This is a genomic window from Streptomyces luteolus (assembly GCF_029968015.1).
GTDB classification, from domain to species: domain Bacteria; phylum Actinomycetota; class Actinomycetes; order Streptomycetales; family Streptomycetaceae; genus Streptomyces; species Streptomyces luteolus.
Map to the genome: position 1 here is coordinate 187096 of NZ_JASCIS010000008.1, position 14721 is coordinate 201816.

A 14721-nucleotide genomic window follows, 5' to 3' on the forward strand; every position below is an offset into this window, starting at 1 on the left:
GAACCGGATCAGCCCGCCCGTGAACCGGACCAGCCCGCACGTGAACCGGAACCGGACAAGGCGGACCCGGAGCCCTGACATGGACTCCCTCACGTACGACCTCACGCTCGCCGGACTCGCCGTCGGCAGCGCGGCCGCGCTCACCGGGATCGGCCTGATCGTGACGTACCGGGCCACCGGGGTCCTCAACTTCGCGCACGGCGCCGTCGCCATGGTCTGCGCGTATCTGCTGCGCCAGCTCACCGTCGACTGGGGCTGGCCGCTCTGGCTCGCCGCCCTGGTCACGCTGTGCGTGGCGGCGCCCGGCATCGGGCTCGTCCTGGAACGGGCCGTGTTCCGGCCGCTCGCGGTTATCAGCGCCGATCCCGCGCAGACCCTGGTGGCGTCCATCGGGGTGTTCGTGCTGCTCGTCGGCGGGGCGGCGCTCGTGTGGGGGCCGGGGGCGCGCGCGGACGCGCCCGAGCTGCTCGACGACAGCGCGCCCTGGGGACAGCTGGCCGTCGTGCTCCTGCTCGCCGCCGCCGTGGGCGCGGTGAGCCGCTGGACCCGCTTCGGCAGCGAGCTGCGGGCCGTCGTCGACAACCGCTCCCTGGCCGTGCTCGGCGGCATCGACGCGGACCGGGTCGCCGCCGCCGGCTGGGCCTTCGGCTCGTTCACCGCCGGCCTGACGGGGGTCCTGCTCGCCCCGCTCGTACGCCTCGACCCGTACGGACTGCCACTGCTCGTCATGGAGGTCGTGGCCGTCGCCGTGGCGGCGGGGATGCGCAGCCTGCCGCTCGCGGTGCTCGTCGCGCTCGGCATCGGTGTCGCGCAGGCCCAGCTGACCCGGCTGCACCCCGCGGGCCTGGGCGAGCCGCTGCTGCGGGCGTTGGGGGCGAACCTGTTCGTGGTGGCGCTGCTCGTCGCCGCGCTCGTACTGCCCGCGCCGGGGCGGGTACGCGGGCACGGGGACGGAGCCGGGCAGGGGCGCGCGGCACCGGCGCGCACGGCCACCGCGCGGGTGCGCACCCCGCCCGGGGCGTGGCTCGTGGCGGGCGTGCTGTTCCTGCTGCCCCTCGGCTTCGCGGGCTCCGACCTGCACACGGCCGTCCAGGTCCCGGCCCTCGCCGTCGTCCTGCTCTCGCTGGTCGTGGTCACCGGCAGGGGCGGCCAGATCTCCCTCGGGCAGTCGGCGTACGCGGGGCTCGGCGCCCTGTTCACGGCCCTGCTCGCGGCCGGGCGCTTCCCCGGGCTCCCCGCCCTGCCGACGCTCGCGGCGCTCGGTCTCGCGGTGCTCCTGGTCGCACCGCTCGGCCTGCTCACCGGGTGGCCCGCGATCCGGCGGCACGGGCTTGCGCTCGCGCTCGCCACGTTCGCGGTCGGCGTGGGTGTCAGCCGCTTCGTCTTCGACCAGCCGTACGCGACCTCGGGGCTCGGCCTCGACCGCCCGGCCGGACTCGGCGGTGACCGGGCCTACTACCTCCTCGAACTCGCCCTGCTCGGGGCCGCGTTGCTCACCGTCGCCGCACTCCGCCGGGGCCGTACCGGACGGGCGCTCGCCGCGATGCGGGACCACGAGGCGGGGGCGGCGGCCGCCGGGGTTCCGGTGCCTCGCCTGAAGGTCGGCGCGTTCGCCGTGGGCGCCGCCCTGGCCGCGCTCGGCGGCGGCATGCTCGGCCTGGGCGTGCGCGCCTTCGACCCGGCGGCGTTCGACCCGGTGCGCGGGCTGCTCTGGTTCGCGGCCGTCCTTGTGCTCGGCGCGGACTCCCTGCTCGGCGCGCTCCTCGCGGCCGCGCTCCTGGTGGGCCTCGACGAGGGCACGCGCGGCGGCGTCGCGGCAGCGGTGATCGGCCTCCTCGCGGTCCTCATCGGCCGCTTCCCCGGCGGCCCGTACGAGGCGCTCCGCGCGGCGTCGACGCGGCTGCGCCCGCGGCGGAGGCAGGTCGCCCTCACCCCGCTGGGCGAGCGGGTGGCATCCCGCCTGCGCCCGCGGAGAGTCGCCCCGCCCCCACCGGTCGAACCCGCACGCGCCCCCGCACCCCCCACCCCCGTACCGCCCCGCACCCCCACCCCCGACGAACCCCTCTCCGGCCGCCGACTGACCGTCAGATACGGCGAGTTCACCGCGCTCGACGGGGCCGACGTCGAGGTCCCGCCAGGGCGTATCACCGCCGTGGTCGGGCCGAACGGGGCGGGCAAGAGCACGCTGTTCCACTGTCTGGCCGGTACGGTCCGCCGGCACTCCGACATGACGGGCCGGGTGCGCTTCGCCGGCCTCGACCTCACGGACCGGCCCGCGCACGCCCGCGCCCGGCTCGGCGTGGCCCGTACGTTCCAGCAGCTCGCCGTCTTCCCGTCCCTGACGGTCGCCGAGAACGTCGCGGTCGGCGCGGAGCAGGGGCGGGTGCGCGACGCCCGGACGGTCGGCCGCGTCCTGGCCCTGCTCGGCCTGGACGGGCCCGTACGCGACCGGCCTGCGGCGCGCCTTCCGACCGGGACGCTGCGCCGCGTCGAGCTCGGCCGTGCGCTGGCGGGCGCCCCGCACGTCCTGCTCCTCGACGAGCCCGCCGCGGGCCTCGACACGGCCGAAGTCACCGCCCTCGCCAAGGTGTTGCGGGCTCTGGCGGCGGAGGGCACGGGCCTGCTCATCGTCGAGCACGACCTCGACCTGGTGGCCCACCTCGCCGACACCGTGCACGTCATGACCGCCGGCCGCATCGTCGCCTCCGGCCCACCGGACCAGATCCTGGACGCGCTCACCCCCGCCCGGGCGGACCCCACCCGAGGAGGTCCGGCCGAGCCATGAGCGCGGAGCTCGAACTGCGCCACGCGCGCGTGCGGTACGGCCCGCTGGAGGCGCTGCACGGCGTCAGCCTCACCGTGGCCGCAGGCGCCGTCACGGTCCTCCTCGGCCGCAACGGCGCGGGCCGTACGACGACCCTGCGCGCGCTGGCGGGTACGGTCCCGCTGTCCGAGGGCGCGGTCCTGTGGCGGGGCAGGGACGTCACCCGGCTCACGGCGCACGCGCGTGCGGCCCGCGGCCTCGCCCTCGTACCCGACCGCGAGGCGGTGTTCGGCTCGATGACGGTCGACGAGAACCTCCGACTCGCCGCGCACCAGGCCGACTTCACCCCTGCCCTCGACACGTACCCGGAACTCCGCCCCCTCCTCCCCCGCACCGCGGGCACCCTCTCCGGCGGTGAGCAACGCATGCTGGCCCTCTCCCGCGCCCTGCTCTCCCCCGCCCGCGTCCTGCTCCTCGACGAGCCGACCCAGGGCATGTCCCCCTCCGTCGCGGCCCGTACGTACGCCCTCCTGGCCGCTTTGCCGAACACCCTCGTCCTGGCCGAACAGCAGCTGCCCCCCGCCTTGGACGCCGCCCCGCGCCCGGTTCTCGTACACGAACTGCGGCGCGGGGCCCTGGTGTTCAGCGGGGAAGTCGCCGAGGTGAGGTAGCCCCCGGCCGTGCGGCGCCTCAGATCATCCGGCCCTTCGCGTCCAGGTTCGGAACGACGATCAGCATGCCGACCGAGATCCGGTGCGGGGACGGGCCGACCACCTTGCGGTTGGCCTCGTAGAGCGCCTGCCAGCCGCCCTTGACGTGGTAGCGGCGGGCGATCCCGCTGAGGGTGTCGCCGGACACGACCCTGTGGATGCGGCGGTCGAAGCGGATGCCCTTCGAGCACACCGGCCACGCCTCGGGCCCCTGGCTGACGAGCACCTTCTCGGCGACCCTGACCTGCTCCTCGGGCGTGGCGAGGTCCGCGCGCGGGGCGTACTTCAGGCCACCGTGCTCCTTCCACGTCGGCTGGAAGAACTGCAGGCCGCCGTAGAAGCCGTTGCCGGTGTTGGCGTCCCAGCGGCCGCTGCTCTCGCACTCGGCCAGACAGGTCCAAGGCGACTTCCCGGGCCCGCACTTGCGCGGCTTCTTCACGGCCGGCGCGGTGGCGGAGCCCGGGCCGGGTGCTCCGGCCGCACCGTCCCGTACGGGGTCGCCCACCGGGGGCGTGGGCTCGGCGGCGGAGGCGGTCAGGGGCGCACACGAGAGGAGAGCTGCGGCGAGGGCAACGAACCAGACACGAGTGTTCGACATCGCGTCAGCTAAGCAACCGCCGCCCGACCCGCCGGTCCGCCGCGCCCCGCCGCTCCGTACCCCACCCGGTCGGGCGGCATCCGGCTGCAGCAGCGGCAGGAGGAGCCGGGGTCCGGCCAGGTCGCGAGCGTACGCGGGCCCGCGCGTCCGGACCGCGGGAGCCGGGCCCCGCCCCAGGAAACGGAAGATCAACTTCCCTGCGCGCTCCGGGGGTTGTCCGGGCCCGGCGATTCCGGGAGGACCCTCGCATCCCGCTGCGGATGGCCTGATTCCGTACGCCGTCCAGCGTGACTTGCCCGCAGGCACGCCGTTGAACTCTGCATGAGCCGGGCTCCGTCCGGCCGTCCACGCATCGAACGACGTACCGAACTCCTAGGAGCACCCGTGCCGCGCATGCTCGACGTCAGCGACGACGTACGCGCCGAGATCGGCGACGAAGAGGCCGACCGGCTGCTCGCCGGCGACAACTCCCCGGGCAGTTACGACTGCACCTCCTGCCGCACCCCCGGCGACTCGGCACAGGAACGCACCAGCACCGTGCTGTTCATCGGGGACGAGACCGCGGTCCTGGCCTTCGCCCACGCCACCTGTCTGCCCTCCCAGGTGGTGAAGGTCGCGGAGGAGCAGCTGCAGGGCGCCGTGCGGTCCATCACCGGCGAGAGCGACGCCGCCGGAGGCTTCCCGGCCACCGCCGCACAGACCGTCCCCGCGGCGCCCGTGGCGCCCGTGGCGCCCGCGGCGGCCGAGGGCCAGCCGCAGGCCGCCGTCCTCGGCATCACCAGCGGGCTCGTGCTGCTCGCCGACGAGCTGTACCCCGCCCTCGTCGTGGAGCCCACCGGCCCCATCGCGCGCCCCGGCACGACCGGCGGCGAGGACCAGTTCCTGACCCTCCTGAGCGAGCAGGGCTTCCAGCCCCTCGGCCAGGTCCAGGAGGCCCCGGCCGTGCTGCCCGGCTGGTCCGTGCTGCTCGCCGTCGGCCAGCTGCACGCCGTGCTGCAGCCGGGCAGCGGCGGCTCGCCGGTCGCCTGGTGGCAGGCGCACCAGCCGCTGCAGGTCACCGACGGCTGGCGAACCGCCGCGTCCAAGCTCGGCAAGGTCGTCGTCTTCGCGGCCCCGGTCGGCACGATCGGCCGCCAGCCGCGTGAGGACCTCCTGCGCGACGCCCTCGACAAGGCCGCGGCCAACGGCCTGTTGATGGCGGCCACGATGCCGCTCGCGGGTACCTGATCCACCGACGCCGTTCCCTCGGGGCCCGACGGATGTCCGTGACGCGCCTCCCGCGCTCACTCCGCACTCACCCTCGCGATCGCTCTCCGTGCTCACCTTCCGTGATCGCCTTGGGGTGCACCGCATCCGATCGGGCCCCCGGGTCGTTGGCAGATACGTGCCGCCATACGACCCCTCCCACCACCAGATTCCCCCGATGCGTCCGGCCCGTGACACCACCGCGGACCGCTCGGCCACGCCGATCTACGACGCGCTCTACTCGGAGTGGCGCCGGTTCTTCCGGGCCCTGCCGGGAGACCGGAGCGGCGAGGAGGATCTGAGGTTCCGGGGCTTCTCCAGCGGCCCCCGATATCCCGGCACCGGCTCGACCCACTCCGGCTCCGCGCACACCGGGCACACCCCGCCCGGCTTCTGGTTCAGCGAAACCCCGCAGCGCCCCGCCGGCCACCACGACCGCCCGCAGCCCGCCCTCCCGCCGGCCCGACGCCCCGAGAACTGAACTCCCGTACCCGGAACGCCACTCAACGCCCCTTCGTCCTTGGACGCGCGTGCGCCGTACGCCACCGGAGACCCGGTGCCGTACGGCGCACGTTTCGCTGTGTCCGCCGCTCTCGGGGTGGGCTACTTCTTGCGGCCGCGCTTCTCGCGGACGCGGACCGAGATATGGATCGGCGTGCCCTCGAAGCTGAACTCCTCGCGCAGGCGGCGCTCCACGTACCTGCGGTAGCCGTGCTCGATGAAGCCGGAGGCGAAGAGCACGAAGCGCGGGGGCTTGGTGCCCGCCTGGGTGCCGAAGAGGATGCGGGGCTGCTTGCCGCCGCGGATCGGGTGCGGGTGCGCGGAGACCAGCTCGCCGAGGAAGGCGTTCAGGCGGCCGGTCGGCACGCGCGTCTCCCAGCCGTCCAGGGCCGTCTCGATCGCCGGGACCAGCTTCTCCATGTGCCGGCCGGTGCGCGCCGAGACGTTGACCCGCGGGGCCCAGGCGACCTGGCCGAGCTCGGTCTCGATCTCCCGCTCCAGGTAGTAGCGGCGCTCCTCGTCGAGGGTGTCCCACTTGTTGTACGCGACGACGATCGCGCGGCCCGCCTCGACGGCCATCGTGACGATGCGCTGGTCCTGGATGGAGATGGACTCGCTGGCGTCGATCAGGATGACCGCGACCTCGGCCTTCTCGACCGCGGCGGCGGTGCGGAGCGAGGCGTAGTAGTCGGCGCCCTGCTGCAGGTGGACGCGCTTGCGGATGCCCGCGGTGTCCACGAACTTCCAGGTGACGCCGCCGAGTTCGATGAGCTCGTCGACCGGGTCGCGGGTGGTGCCCGCCAGCTCGTTGACGACGACGCGCTCCTCCTTCGCGACCTTGTTCAGGAGGGACGACTTGCCGACGTTCGGACGGCCGATCAGGGCGATCCGGCGCGGTCCGCCGATGCCGGCTCCGCCGAAGGTCTGCATCGGCGCCTCGGGCAGCGCCTCCAGGACGGCGTCCAGCATGTCGCCGGTGCCGCGGCCGTGCAGCGAGGAGACCGGGTGCGGCTCGCCGATGCCGAGACCCCAGAGCGCGGTCGCGTCGGCCTCGCCGCTCGGGCCGTCGACCTTGTTGGCGCAGAGCACCACCGGCTTCTTGGCCTTGCGCAGCAGACGTACGACCGCTTCGTCGGTGTCGGTGACGCCGACCGTGGAGTCGACGACGAAGACCACGGCGTCGGCGGTCTCGATGGCGTACTCGGCCTGGGCGGCGACGGAGGCGTCGATGCCGAGGACGTCCTGCTCCCAGCCGCCGGTGTCGACGATCTTGAAGCGGCGGCCTGCCCACTCGGCCTCGTAGGTCACGCGGTCGCGGGTGACGCCCGGCTTGTCCTCGACGACGGCCTCGCGGCGGCCGATGATGCGGTTCACCAGCGTCGACTTGCCGACATTGGGGCGGCCGACGACGGCGAGCACGGGCAGCGGGCCGTGGCCCGCCTCCTCGATGGCGCCCTCGACGTCCTCGAGATCGAAGCCCTCTTCCGCGGCGAGCTCCATGAACTCCGCGTACTCGGCGTCGCCAAGTGCTCCGTGGTCGTGCTCGTCCGAGCCGCCGGAGTGGATCTGCTCGTTCATGAAGTCCGTACCTCTGTCATCTGTCATCGATGGACCGCAAGTCCGCGGTCCACTACTCAAAGTCTCGCTCAGCGCCCGGTCAGGCGCCTGGCGTTCTCCAGGTGGCCGGTCAGCCGCTCCTGGATGCGCACGGTGGCCTCGTCGAGCGCCTTGCGCGTACGCCGCCCGCTGCCGCCCACCCGTCTCCCACCGCCGCCCTTGGCCGAGCTTCGCGCCCCCTCTTGGGCCTCGAAGGCCTCGCCGAAGACGACGTCCACGCGGCTCTTCAACGGGGGCAATCCCCGTATCAACCGTCCCTGGCGCTCTCCGCTGCCCAGGACCGCCACCGGCACGATCGGCGCCCCGCTGCGCACCGCGAAGTAGGCGAGGCCCGCGCGCAGCGACGCGAAGTCGCCCTCGCCCCGGGTGCCTTCGGGGAAGATGCCGAGCACACCGCCCTCCGACAGGACGTCCAGGGCCTGCGTGATCGCCGTGCGGTCGGTGCTCGACCGGTCCACCTTCAGCTGACCGATGCCGCGCAGGAACGGGTCGAGCGGGCCGACGAACGCCTCCTTCTTGATGAGGAAGTGCACCGGCCGGGGCGCCGTCCCCATCAGCATCGGGCCGTCGAGGTTGTGCGCGTGGTTCACGGCCAGGACGACCGGGCCGCTCGCGGGCACCCGCCAGGCGCCCAGGACGCGCGGCTTCCACAGCCCGTACATCAGGCCCACGCCGATCCGCCGGCCGACTTCCGCGCCCTTTTCCGAGGGCGGGACGGATGCGGTCACGCGGCGGCCCGCTTCTCCTCGACCAGGGTCACGACGCACTCGATGACCTGCTGCAGGGTGAGCTCGGTGGTGTCGACCTCGACGGCGTCCCCGGCCTTGGCGAGCGGGGAGGTCTTCCGGCCGGAGTCGGCGGCGTCCCGCTTGATCAGGGCTTCCCTGGTCGCGTTGACGTCGGTGCCCTTGAGCTCACCGCTGCGGCGGGCGGCACGGGCCTCCGGCGAGGCGGTGAGAAAGATCTTCAGGTCGGCGTCGGGCAGCACCGTCGTACCGATGTCACGGCCCTCGACCACGATGCCGCCCGCGGCGCCGCGGGCGATGGAGCGCTGGAGCTCGGTGATGCGGGTGCGCACCTCGGGCACGGCGCTGACGGCGCTGACCTTGGAGGTGACCTCCTGGGTGCGGATCGGGCCCGCGACGTCCGTGCCGTCGACCGTGATGGTCGGTCCTGACGGGTCGGTGCCGGAGATGATCTCCGGCTTCTCGGCGACGGCGGCGATGGCGGCGGCGTCGGCGATGTCGATGCCGTTGTTCACCATCCACCAGGTGATCGCGCGGTACTGGGCGCCGGTGTCCAGGTAGTTGAGGCCGAGCTGGGCGGCGACGGCCTTGGAGGTGCTCGACTTGCCCGTGCCGGAGGGGCCGTCGATGGCGACGATCACTGCTGCCGGGGCGGCGTTTGCGGCGGTTTCCACGGGGGACGGACACCTTTCTCAGTGCACGGGGCAGGGGGTGGGGCAAGCGGTGGGCGCGAGAAACGCCCCGGACAAGGTTACTGGCTCGGGGCGTGACTCTTCACGGGGCTGTGGACAACCCCGGATACAGCAGGTGGCGGGGGCTCCTGCCACCCCGCCACGCCGGGCGGCTACTGCCGGATGGACCAGCCCCGCTCCCGCAGCGCCGCCGTGAGCACCGGGGCCGCGTTCGGCTCGACCGTCAGCTGGATCAGACCCGCCTGGCGGCCGGTGGCGTGCTCGATGCGGACGTCCTCGATGTTGACCCCGACCGCGCCCGCGTCCGCGAAGATCCGCGCGAGCTGGCCCGGCTGGTCGTCGATGAGCACGGTGACGATCTCGTACGACACCGGGGCCGAGCCGTGCTTGCCGGGCACCCGGACCTGCCCGGCGTTGCCCCGGCGCAGGACGCGCTCGACGCCCTGCGCGCCGTCGGACCGCTTCTCCTCGTCCGCGGACTGCAGGGCCCGCAGCGCCCGCACCGTCTCGTCCAGGTCGGCGGAGACCTCGGCGAGCAGGTCGGCGACGGGGCCCGGGTTGGCCGACAGGATGTCGATCCACATGCGCGGCTCGGACGCCGCGATCCGCGTGACGTCCCGGATGCCCTGGCCGCAGAGCCGCACCGCGGTCTCCTCGGCGTGCTCCAGGCGGGCCGCGACCATGCTGGAGACCAGGTGCGGCATGTGCGAGACGAGGGCGACGGCGCGGTCGTGCGCGTCGGAGTCCATCACGACCGGGACGGCCCGGCACAGCGAGATCAGTTCGAGGGCGAGGTTGAGCACCTCGGTGTCGGAGGCCCTGGTCGGCGTCAGCACCCAGGGCCGGCCCTCGAAGAGGTCGGCGGTGGCGGCGAGCGGCCCGGAGCGCTCCCGGCCGGACATGGGGTGCGTGCCGATGTACGCCGTCAGGTCGAGGCCGAGCTCCTCCAGCTCGCGGCGCGGCCCGCCCTTGACGCTGGCCACGTCGATGTACCCGCGCGCGGCACCGCGGCCCATCAGCTCGGCGAGGGTGCTCGCCACGTGCGCGGGCGGTACGGCGACCACGGCGAGGTCGACCGGGCCCTCCGGCGGGGTGTCGGTGCCGGCTCCGAGGGCCGCGGCGGTGCGGGCGTGCTCGGGGTCGTGGTCGGCGAGGTGCACGGTCACGCCGCGGCCGGCCAGGGCGAGGGCGACGGAGGTGCCGATCAGGCCGGTTCCGATGACGGCGGCGGTTCTCACTGGGCGATGTCCTTGCGCAGGGCGGCCGCGGCCCCGAGGTAGACGTGCGCCACCTCGGACCGGGGCCGGTCGGACTCGATGTGCGCCAGGAGCCGTACGACGCGGGGCATGGCGCCCTCGATGTCCAGCTCCTGGGCGCAGATGAGGGGTACGTCGGTGATGCCGAGCTTGCGGGCGGCGGCCGCCGGGAAGTCGCTGTGCAGGTCGGGGGTAGCTGTGAACCAGACGCTGATCAGGTCGTCCTGCGTCAGGTCGTTGCGCTCGAGGACCTCGGTGAGCAGGGCGCCCACCCGCTCGTCCATGTGGCGCGCGTCGTCCCGCTCGAGTTGGACGGCGCCCCGGACCGCTCGTACCGCCACGCTGCTGCTCCTTGCCTGCTGTACCCGTCGGAACCCGTACGGGACCCTCCGGAGCCGTGCCGGAACCGTCGGGACCTGTACGGGCCAAGGGTAGTCAGCCGCTCGGACACACACGCGCGGCGCCCGTCAGCCGAGACGGGCACCGCGCGTGTGCGGGAGCGGCGTCCGGTCAGAGGCGCTGCTGCTCGATGAGGTCCTGGAGGGAGGAGCCGCTGGGGACCTGGCCCTCGGGGGTCAGCTTGTCCACGACCTGCGGCAGTTCCTGGGCGACCTGGTCGGCCACCTGGTCGCGGCTCACACCGGCCTCGGTGGCGACCCGGTCCAGGGTCTCGTCGGGCACCGCCTGCTTGACTTGCTCGGGGCTGAGCGGCCGGTTCTCGCCGGTGCCGACCCAGGAGTCGAGCTGGCTCCGGTCGCCGAGGCCGGACCTGGTGAGCATGTCGAGGAGGCCGCCGAGCGGGTTGTCGCCGCCCGCGCCTCCGGTCGCCCCGCCGGTCGCGCCCGCCTGGGTGGTTCCGGCTCCGCCGAGGAGGCTGCCGAGGATCGAGCCGAGGATGTTCCCGCCTCCGCCACCCGCGCCGCCCTGCTGTCCGCCGCCGAGGAGACCGCCGAGAAGACTTCCCAGATCGTTGCCTGCCATGTCGCGCCTTTCGAGAGGGAATCCGGGTCCGGGGCCGAGGCCTGGGCCGGGGCCGGGGCCGGGGTTCGCCGCGGCCGGCCGGACGGTTCCAATGTCGCCCGGTCCGCACCGCCCCGCCACCTGGGACAACCGCCCGCACGGCTCCCGCCGCGGAGCCTCACGTACGCTCCACCCATGCTGAGCCCCGAGGACCTGGTGCGTGAACACACCGTGTACGCCTGCGTGATGGGCTCCCGGGCCTTCGGCCTCGCGACGGACACCAGTGACACGGACCGCCGTGGCGTCTTCCTCGCGCCCTCCTCGTCGTACTGGCACTTCCAGAAGCCGCCGACTCATGTGGAGGGGCCGCTCGAGGAGCAGTTCTCCTGGGAGTTGGAGCGGTTCTGCGAGCTGGCGCTGCGGGCCAACCCGAACATCCTGGAGTGCCTGCACTCCCCGCTCGTCGAGCACTGCGACGCGACCGGCCGTGAACTCTTCGCCCTGCGCGGCGCGTTCCTGTCCCGCAGGGCGCACGAGACCTTCGCCCGGTACGCGCTCGGCCAGCGCAAGAAGCTCGACGCGGACGTACGCGCCCACGGCGCCCCGCGCTGGAAGCACGCCATGCACCTGCTGCGGCTCCTGATGTCCTGCCGCGATCTGCTGCGTACGGGAGAGCTGGTCGTCGACGTCGGGGACGCCCGCGACCAGCTGCTCGCCGTGAAGCGCGGCGAGGTGCCGTGGGACGAGGTGGAGGCCCGGATGCAGCGCCTCGCCGAGGAGGCGGAGGCAGCGGCGTCCGGCAGCCCCCTCCCGGCAGAACCGGACACCGCGCGTGTGGCGGATTTCCTGTACCGGGTCAGGCGCGCCTCGGCTCTGACGGCGCTTTAGTTTCCCCAAATAGGCGGGCCAAATTCAGCCCCTCCGGCGATTGAGGAGCGGGGTCTGGGGCGGAGCCCCAGTTCGGGAAGGGGCGGGGCGGGGAGCAATCAGCCCCGGCCCACCCGAACCCGCACCACGAAGTCGTGCAACGCACCGTGCGCCGTAGCCGTACCCGGCAGCACAGACTCCCCCTGAGCCACCTCCAACTCCCCCTGCAACGCATCCAAATCCGCCCCCACGCGCGCGTGATCCACCGCAGCCGCACCATGCTCTGCCTCGGCCTTGGCCGCGACCAGGTCCGGCAGGTAGCCGGGGGCGGACTTCACCAGACCGAGCAACGTCGGCAGATGCGCCTGCACCTCTCCCGTACGCATCAGATGGATCCCGGTGAGCAGCACGCGGAACGCGTAAAGCAGCGGCTTGAGTTCACCGGTCTTGTCGAACAAGCGCCGCTGCGTGGTCGCGAACCCGCGGTAGTGGTGGGCGTGATGGGAGGTCAGCACCCCGGGCGCAAGCGCGACCAGCTCCGCGTGCGCGTCCGAGGTGTGCACGACGAGCGGCGAGAGCAGCTGCTCCAGGACGTAGCCGTTCCTGCGCAGCATCAGGCGGGCGAACTTGCGCAGGTCATGCGTGACGAGGTCCATCTCGACCGCGTCCCGCTCCCACATCCGCGACCGGGTCTCCTCGGGCTCCCGCAGGCCGACGAGGGACCCCACCGGCAGCAGATGCACGCCCCGCAGGTCGACGTCCGAGTCGCGGGACGGAAAGCCGTACAGGTGCGCCCCCGAGACCGTCGCGAAGAGCAGCGGGTCGGGCTGTTCGGCCAGGACCGGGGCGAGGTCGGTGTCCGGGAGCCCGGCGGCCCGCAGCAGGTCGGCGCTCACGCGTCCCACCCCCGGCCGAGGGCGAGGAGCTCGTCGCGGTGCTCGACGCGGTCCACCCACTGAGCGGGCCAGGCGTCCGCGCCGAGGTGGGCGCCGGCGAAGGCACCGGCGAGGCAGGCGATGGAGTCGGAGTCGCCGGCGGTGCAGGCGGCCCTGCGGAGCGCGGTGACGGGCTCGTCGGGGAAGAGCAGGAAGCACAACAGGCCGGTGGCGAGGACCTCTTCGGCGATCCAGCCCTGCCCGGTGGCCTGGCAGGGGTCGAGCTCCGGGTTGGCGTCGGTGAGAGCCGCGGCGAGCCGTTCGAGCACGGCCAGGCACTCGTCCCAGCCGCGGGCGACGAAGTGCTCGGCGCTCGGGTCCTGCGACCGGGTCCACAGGTCGCCGAGCCACTCCTCCCGGTACGTGGTGCGGTTCTCCAGGGCGTACGAGCGCAGCCTGCCGACCAGGCCGACGGGGTCGACGCCCTGCGCGAGCAGCCGTACCGCGTACGAGGTGAGGTCGCTGGCGGCGAGCGCGGTGGGGTGGCCGTGGGTGAGCGCGGACTGGAGCTGCGAGGCTCCGGCCCGTACGGCGTCGTCGAGCCCCGGGAGCAGGCCGAGCGGGGCGACGCGCATGTTGGCGCCGCAGCCCTTGGAGTGCACCTGGCTGGCGTCCCGCCAGTCGCGGGTCTCGTCGGCGAGGAGTTCGCAGGCGCGGATGCAGGTGGCGCCGGGGGCGCGGTTGTTGTCGGGCGACACGTTCCAGGCGACGTACTCCTGCCGCACCAGGTGCGCGAACCGCTCGGGCCCGCACAGGCCGCGCTCGGAGGCCCGGTTCAGGGCGCGGGCGAGGGCGAGTGTCATCTGGGTGTCGTCGGTGATGTACGCCTGCCGCGGCAGCTCCAACTGCCGCCAGGGGCCGAACTTGGCGAGGATCTGCGGTACGTCGTTGAACTCGGTGGGGAAGCCGAGGGCGTCCCCGAGGGCGAGGCCGAGGAGCGATCCGGCGGCGGCGCGCTTGGTCGGGGTGGTCGTCATCAGGGTCGTCCTTCCGGTCGCAGCAGCGGTGGGTGCAGGGCGGTGGCGCCGCCCGCGCGGTACAGGGCGGCGGGCTTGCCGCGACCGCCGGTCAGCCGGGCGGCCCCGGGCACGGCCTCGACGAGTCCGGGCGTGGCGAGCACCTTCCGCCGGAAGTTCGCGGGGTCCAACTCGGCGCCCCACACGGCCTGGTAGACCTGCCGCAGCTCGCCGAGCGTGAACTCGGGCGGGCAGAAGGCGGTGGCGAGGCCGGTGTACTCCAGCTTGGCGCCGACGCGTTCGTGGGCGTCGGCGAGGATCCGGTCGTGGTCGAAGGCGAGCGGCGCGTAGGACGGCCGGTGCTCGCCGTACGGCAGCCAGTCGGCGCGGGCCGCGTCGCTGCCCGCCCGTGCCTCGGGCGCGTCCGGGACGAGCGCCGTGAAGGCGACGGAGACGACGCGCATGCGCGGGTCGCGGTCCGGTTCGCTGTAGGTGCGCAGCTGCTCCAGGTGCAGCCCGGCGACATCCGACAGGCCGGTCTCCTCGGCGAGTTCACGCCGGGCCGCGGTCTCGGCCGCCTCGTCGGGCTGCACGAATCCGCCCGGCAGCGCTCTGCGTCCCGCGTACGGCTGCTCGCCGCGCTCGACGAGGAGCGCGTGCAGGCGGCCTTCGCGGATGGTGAAGACGGCCAGGTCGACGGTGACGGCGAACGGTTCGTAGGCGTATTTGTCGTAGCCCTGCATGGACACCCCCCTTTAATAGTCCACCTGACACTAAATGGTGGAGGCCGTGCGCGCAACCGGTTCGGGCGCGCAACCGGTTCAGGCGGGCGATCTCCGGCGTACGCGAAGGCCCGGTCACGTCGTCGGACGAC

Annotated in this window: 15 protein-coding genes; 5 read left to right on the forward strand and 10 right to left on the reverse strand. The window is 73.7% G+C overall.

Annotated features, from left to right (window positions below):
* Positions 1-79 precede the first annotated feature (79 nt).
* Positions 80-2785: an ABC transporter permease subunit gene (locus tag QIT00_RS10500; protein ID WP_282534893.1), complete on the forward strand. Its 2706-nt coding sequence runs from the start codon at positions 80-82 to the stop codon at positions 2783-2785.
* Positions 2782-3435, forward strand: a complete 654-nt coding sequence (locus QIT00_RS10505) for an ABC transporter ATP-binding protein (protein ID WP_282534894.1) — start codon at positions 2782-2784, stop codon at positions 3433-3435. Before QIT00_RS10500 ends, QIT00_RS10505 begins: the two co-directional genes overlap by 4 nt.
* Positions 3436-3454: 19 nt before the next feature.
* Here the strand turns inward: QIT00_RS10505 and QIT00_RS10510 are convergent, their stop codons facing one another.
* Positions 3455-4072, reverse strand: coding sequence for a LysM peptidoglycan-binding domain-containing protein (locus QIT00_RS10510; RefSeq protein WP_282534895.1), 618 nt, complete (start codon positions 4070-4072; stop codon positions 3455-3457).
* A 384-nt stretch (positions 4073-4456) separates the two neighbouring features.
* Here QIT00_RS10510 and QIT00_RS10515 point away from each other — a divergent pair, with 384 nt between their 5' ends.
* Entirely contained in the window at positions 4457-5299 is an 843-nt protein-coding gene (locus tag QIT00_RS10515; protein ID WP_282534896.1) for a hypothetical protein, read from the forward strand.
* Positions 5300-5495: 196 nt separating this feature from the next.
* Complete coding sequence (locus QIT00_RS10520; RefSeq protein WP_282534897.1) at positions 5496-5798, forward strand: hypothetical protein; 303 nt, start codon at positions 5496-5498, stop codon at positions 5796-5798.
* Between the two features lie 122 nt (positions 5799-5920).
* On the opposite strand, the gene der is transcribed toward QIT00_RS10520, so the two are convergent.
* The 6 genes from der to QIT00_RS10550 all read right to left on the reverse strand — a co-directional run bounded on the left by der (position 5921) and on the right by QIT00_RS10550 (position 11110).
* Positions 5921-7396, reverse strand: coding sequence for a ribosome biogenesis GTPase Der (gene der, locus QIT00_RS10525; RefSeq protein ID WP_282534942.1), 1476 nt, complete (start codon positions 7394-7396; stop codon positions 5921-5923).
* 68 nt (positions 7397-7464) lie between these two features.
* The gene (locus QIT00_RS10530) at positions 7465-8202 is read right to left on the reverse strand and encodes a lysophospholipid acyltransferase family protein (protein WP_282534898.1); all 738 of its coding nucleotides are present in this window, start codon (positions 8200-8202) and stop codon (positions 7465-7467) included.
* Positions 8160-8855 (reverse strand): (d)CMP kinase, encoded by a 696-nt coding sequence (gene cmk / locus QIT00_RS10535; protein ID WP_282534899.1) that lies wholly within the window; start codon positions 8853-8855, stop codon positions 8160-8162. The genes QIT00_RS10530 and cmk overlap by 43 nt, the downstream gene beginning before the upstream one ends.
* 170 nt (positions 8856-9025) lie before the next feature.
* Positions 9026-10111 (reverse strand): prephenate dehydrogenase, encoded by a 1086-nt coding sequence (locus tag QIT00_RS10540; RefSeq protein ID WP_282534900.1) that lies wholly within the window; start codon positions 10109-10111, stop codon positions 9026-9028.
* The gene (aroH, locus tag QIT00_RS10545) at positions 10108-10470 is read right to left on the reverse strand and encodes a chorismate mutase (protein ID WP_282534901.1); all 363 of its coding nucleotides are present in this window, start codon (positions 10468-10470) and stop codon (positions 10108-10110) included. Before aroH ends, QIT00_RS10540 begins: the two co-directional genes overlap by 4 nt.
* Positions 10471-10639: 169 nt before the next feature.
* Entirely contained in the window at positions 10640-11110 is a 471-nt protein-coding gene (locus QIT00_RS10550; RefSeq protein ID WP_282534902.1) for a YidB family protein, read from the reverse strand.
* Between the two features lie 174 nt (positions 11111-11284).
* Here QIT00_RS10550 and QIT00_RS10555 point away from each other — a divergent pair, with 174 nt between their 5' ends.
* Positions 11285-11977, forward strand: coding sequence for a nucleotidyltransferase domain-containing protein (locus QIT00_RS10555; protein ID WP_282534903.1), 693 nt, complete (start codon positions 11285-11287; stop codon positions 11975-11977).
* A gap of 98 nt (positions 11978-12075) precedes the next feature.
* On the opposite strand, the gene QIT00_RS10560 is transcribed toward QIT00_RS10555, so the two are convergent.
* From QIT00_RS10560 to QIT00_RS10570, 3 genes are read right to left on the reverse strand one after another with little or no spacing between them, the layout of a single operon-like run.
* Positions 12076-12852 (reverse strand): nucleotidyltransferase domain-containing protein, encoded by a 777-nt coding sequence (locus tag QIT00_RS10560; protein ID WP_282534904.1) that lies wholly within the window; start codon positions 12850-12852, stop codon positions 12076-12078.
* A complete protein-coding gene (locus tag QIT00_RS10565) occupies positions 12849-13868 on the reverse strand; it encodes an ADP-ribosylglycohydrolase family protein (protein ID WP_408909750.1) in 1020 nt (339 codons plus the stop codon). The genes QIT00_RS10560 and QIT00_RS10565 overlap by 4 nt, the downstream gene beginning before the upstream one ends.
* Entirely contained in the window at positions 13868-14590 is a 723-nt protein-coding gene (locus QIT00_RS10570) for an NUDIX hydrolase (protein WP_282534905.1), read from the reverse strand. Before QIT00_RS10570 ends, QIT00_RS10565 begins: the two co-directional genes overlap by 1 nt.
* Between the last annotated feature and the right edge of the window lie 131 nt (positions 14591-14721).

Bases quoted from the DNA above. Each gene is read 5' to 3' on its own strand.
- QIT00_RS10500 (WP_282534893.1), top strand. From the start codon at position 80: ATGGACTCCCTCACGTACGACCTCACGCTCGCCGGACTCGCCGTCGGC.
- QIT00_RS10510 (WP_282534895.1), bottom strand. From the start codon at position 4,072: ATGTCGAACACTCGTGTCTGGTTCGTTGCCCTCGCCGCAGCTCTCCTC.
- QIT00_RS10520 (WP_282534897.1), top strand. From the start codon at position 5,496: ATGCGTCCGGCCCGTGACACCACCGCGGACCGCTCGGCCACGCCGATC.
- QIT00_RS10565 (WP_408909750.1), bottom strand. From the start codon at position 13,868: ATGACGACCACCCCGACCAAGCGCGCCGCCGCCGGATCGCTCCTCGGC.
- QIT00_RS10555 (WP_282534903.1), top strand. From the start codon at position 11,285: ATGCTGAGCCCCGAGGACCTGGTGCGTGAACACACCGTGTACGCCTGC.
- QIT00_RS10570 (WP_282534905.1), bottom strand. From the start codon at position 14,590: ATGCAGGGCTACGACAAATACGCCTACGAACCGTTCGCCGTCACCGTC.
- QIT00_RS10505 (WP_282534894.1), top strand. From the start codon at position 2,782: ATGAGCGCGGAGCTCGAACTGCGCCACGCGCGCGTGCGGTACGGCCCG.
- der (WP_282534942.1), bottom strand. From the start codon at position 7,396: ATGAACGAGCAGATCCACTCCGGCGGCTCGGACGAGCACGACCACGGA.
- QIT00_RS10550 (WP_282534902.1), bottom strand. From the start codon at position 11,110: ATGGCAGGCAACGATCTGGGAAGTCTTCTCGGCGGTCTCCTCGGCGGC.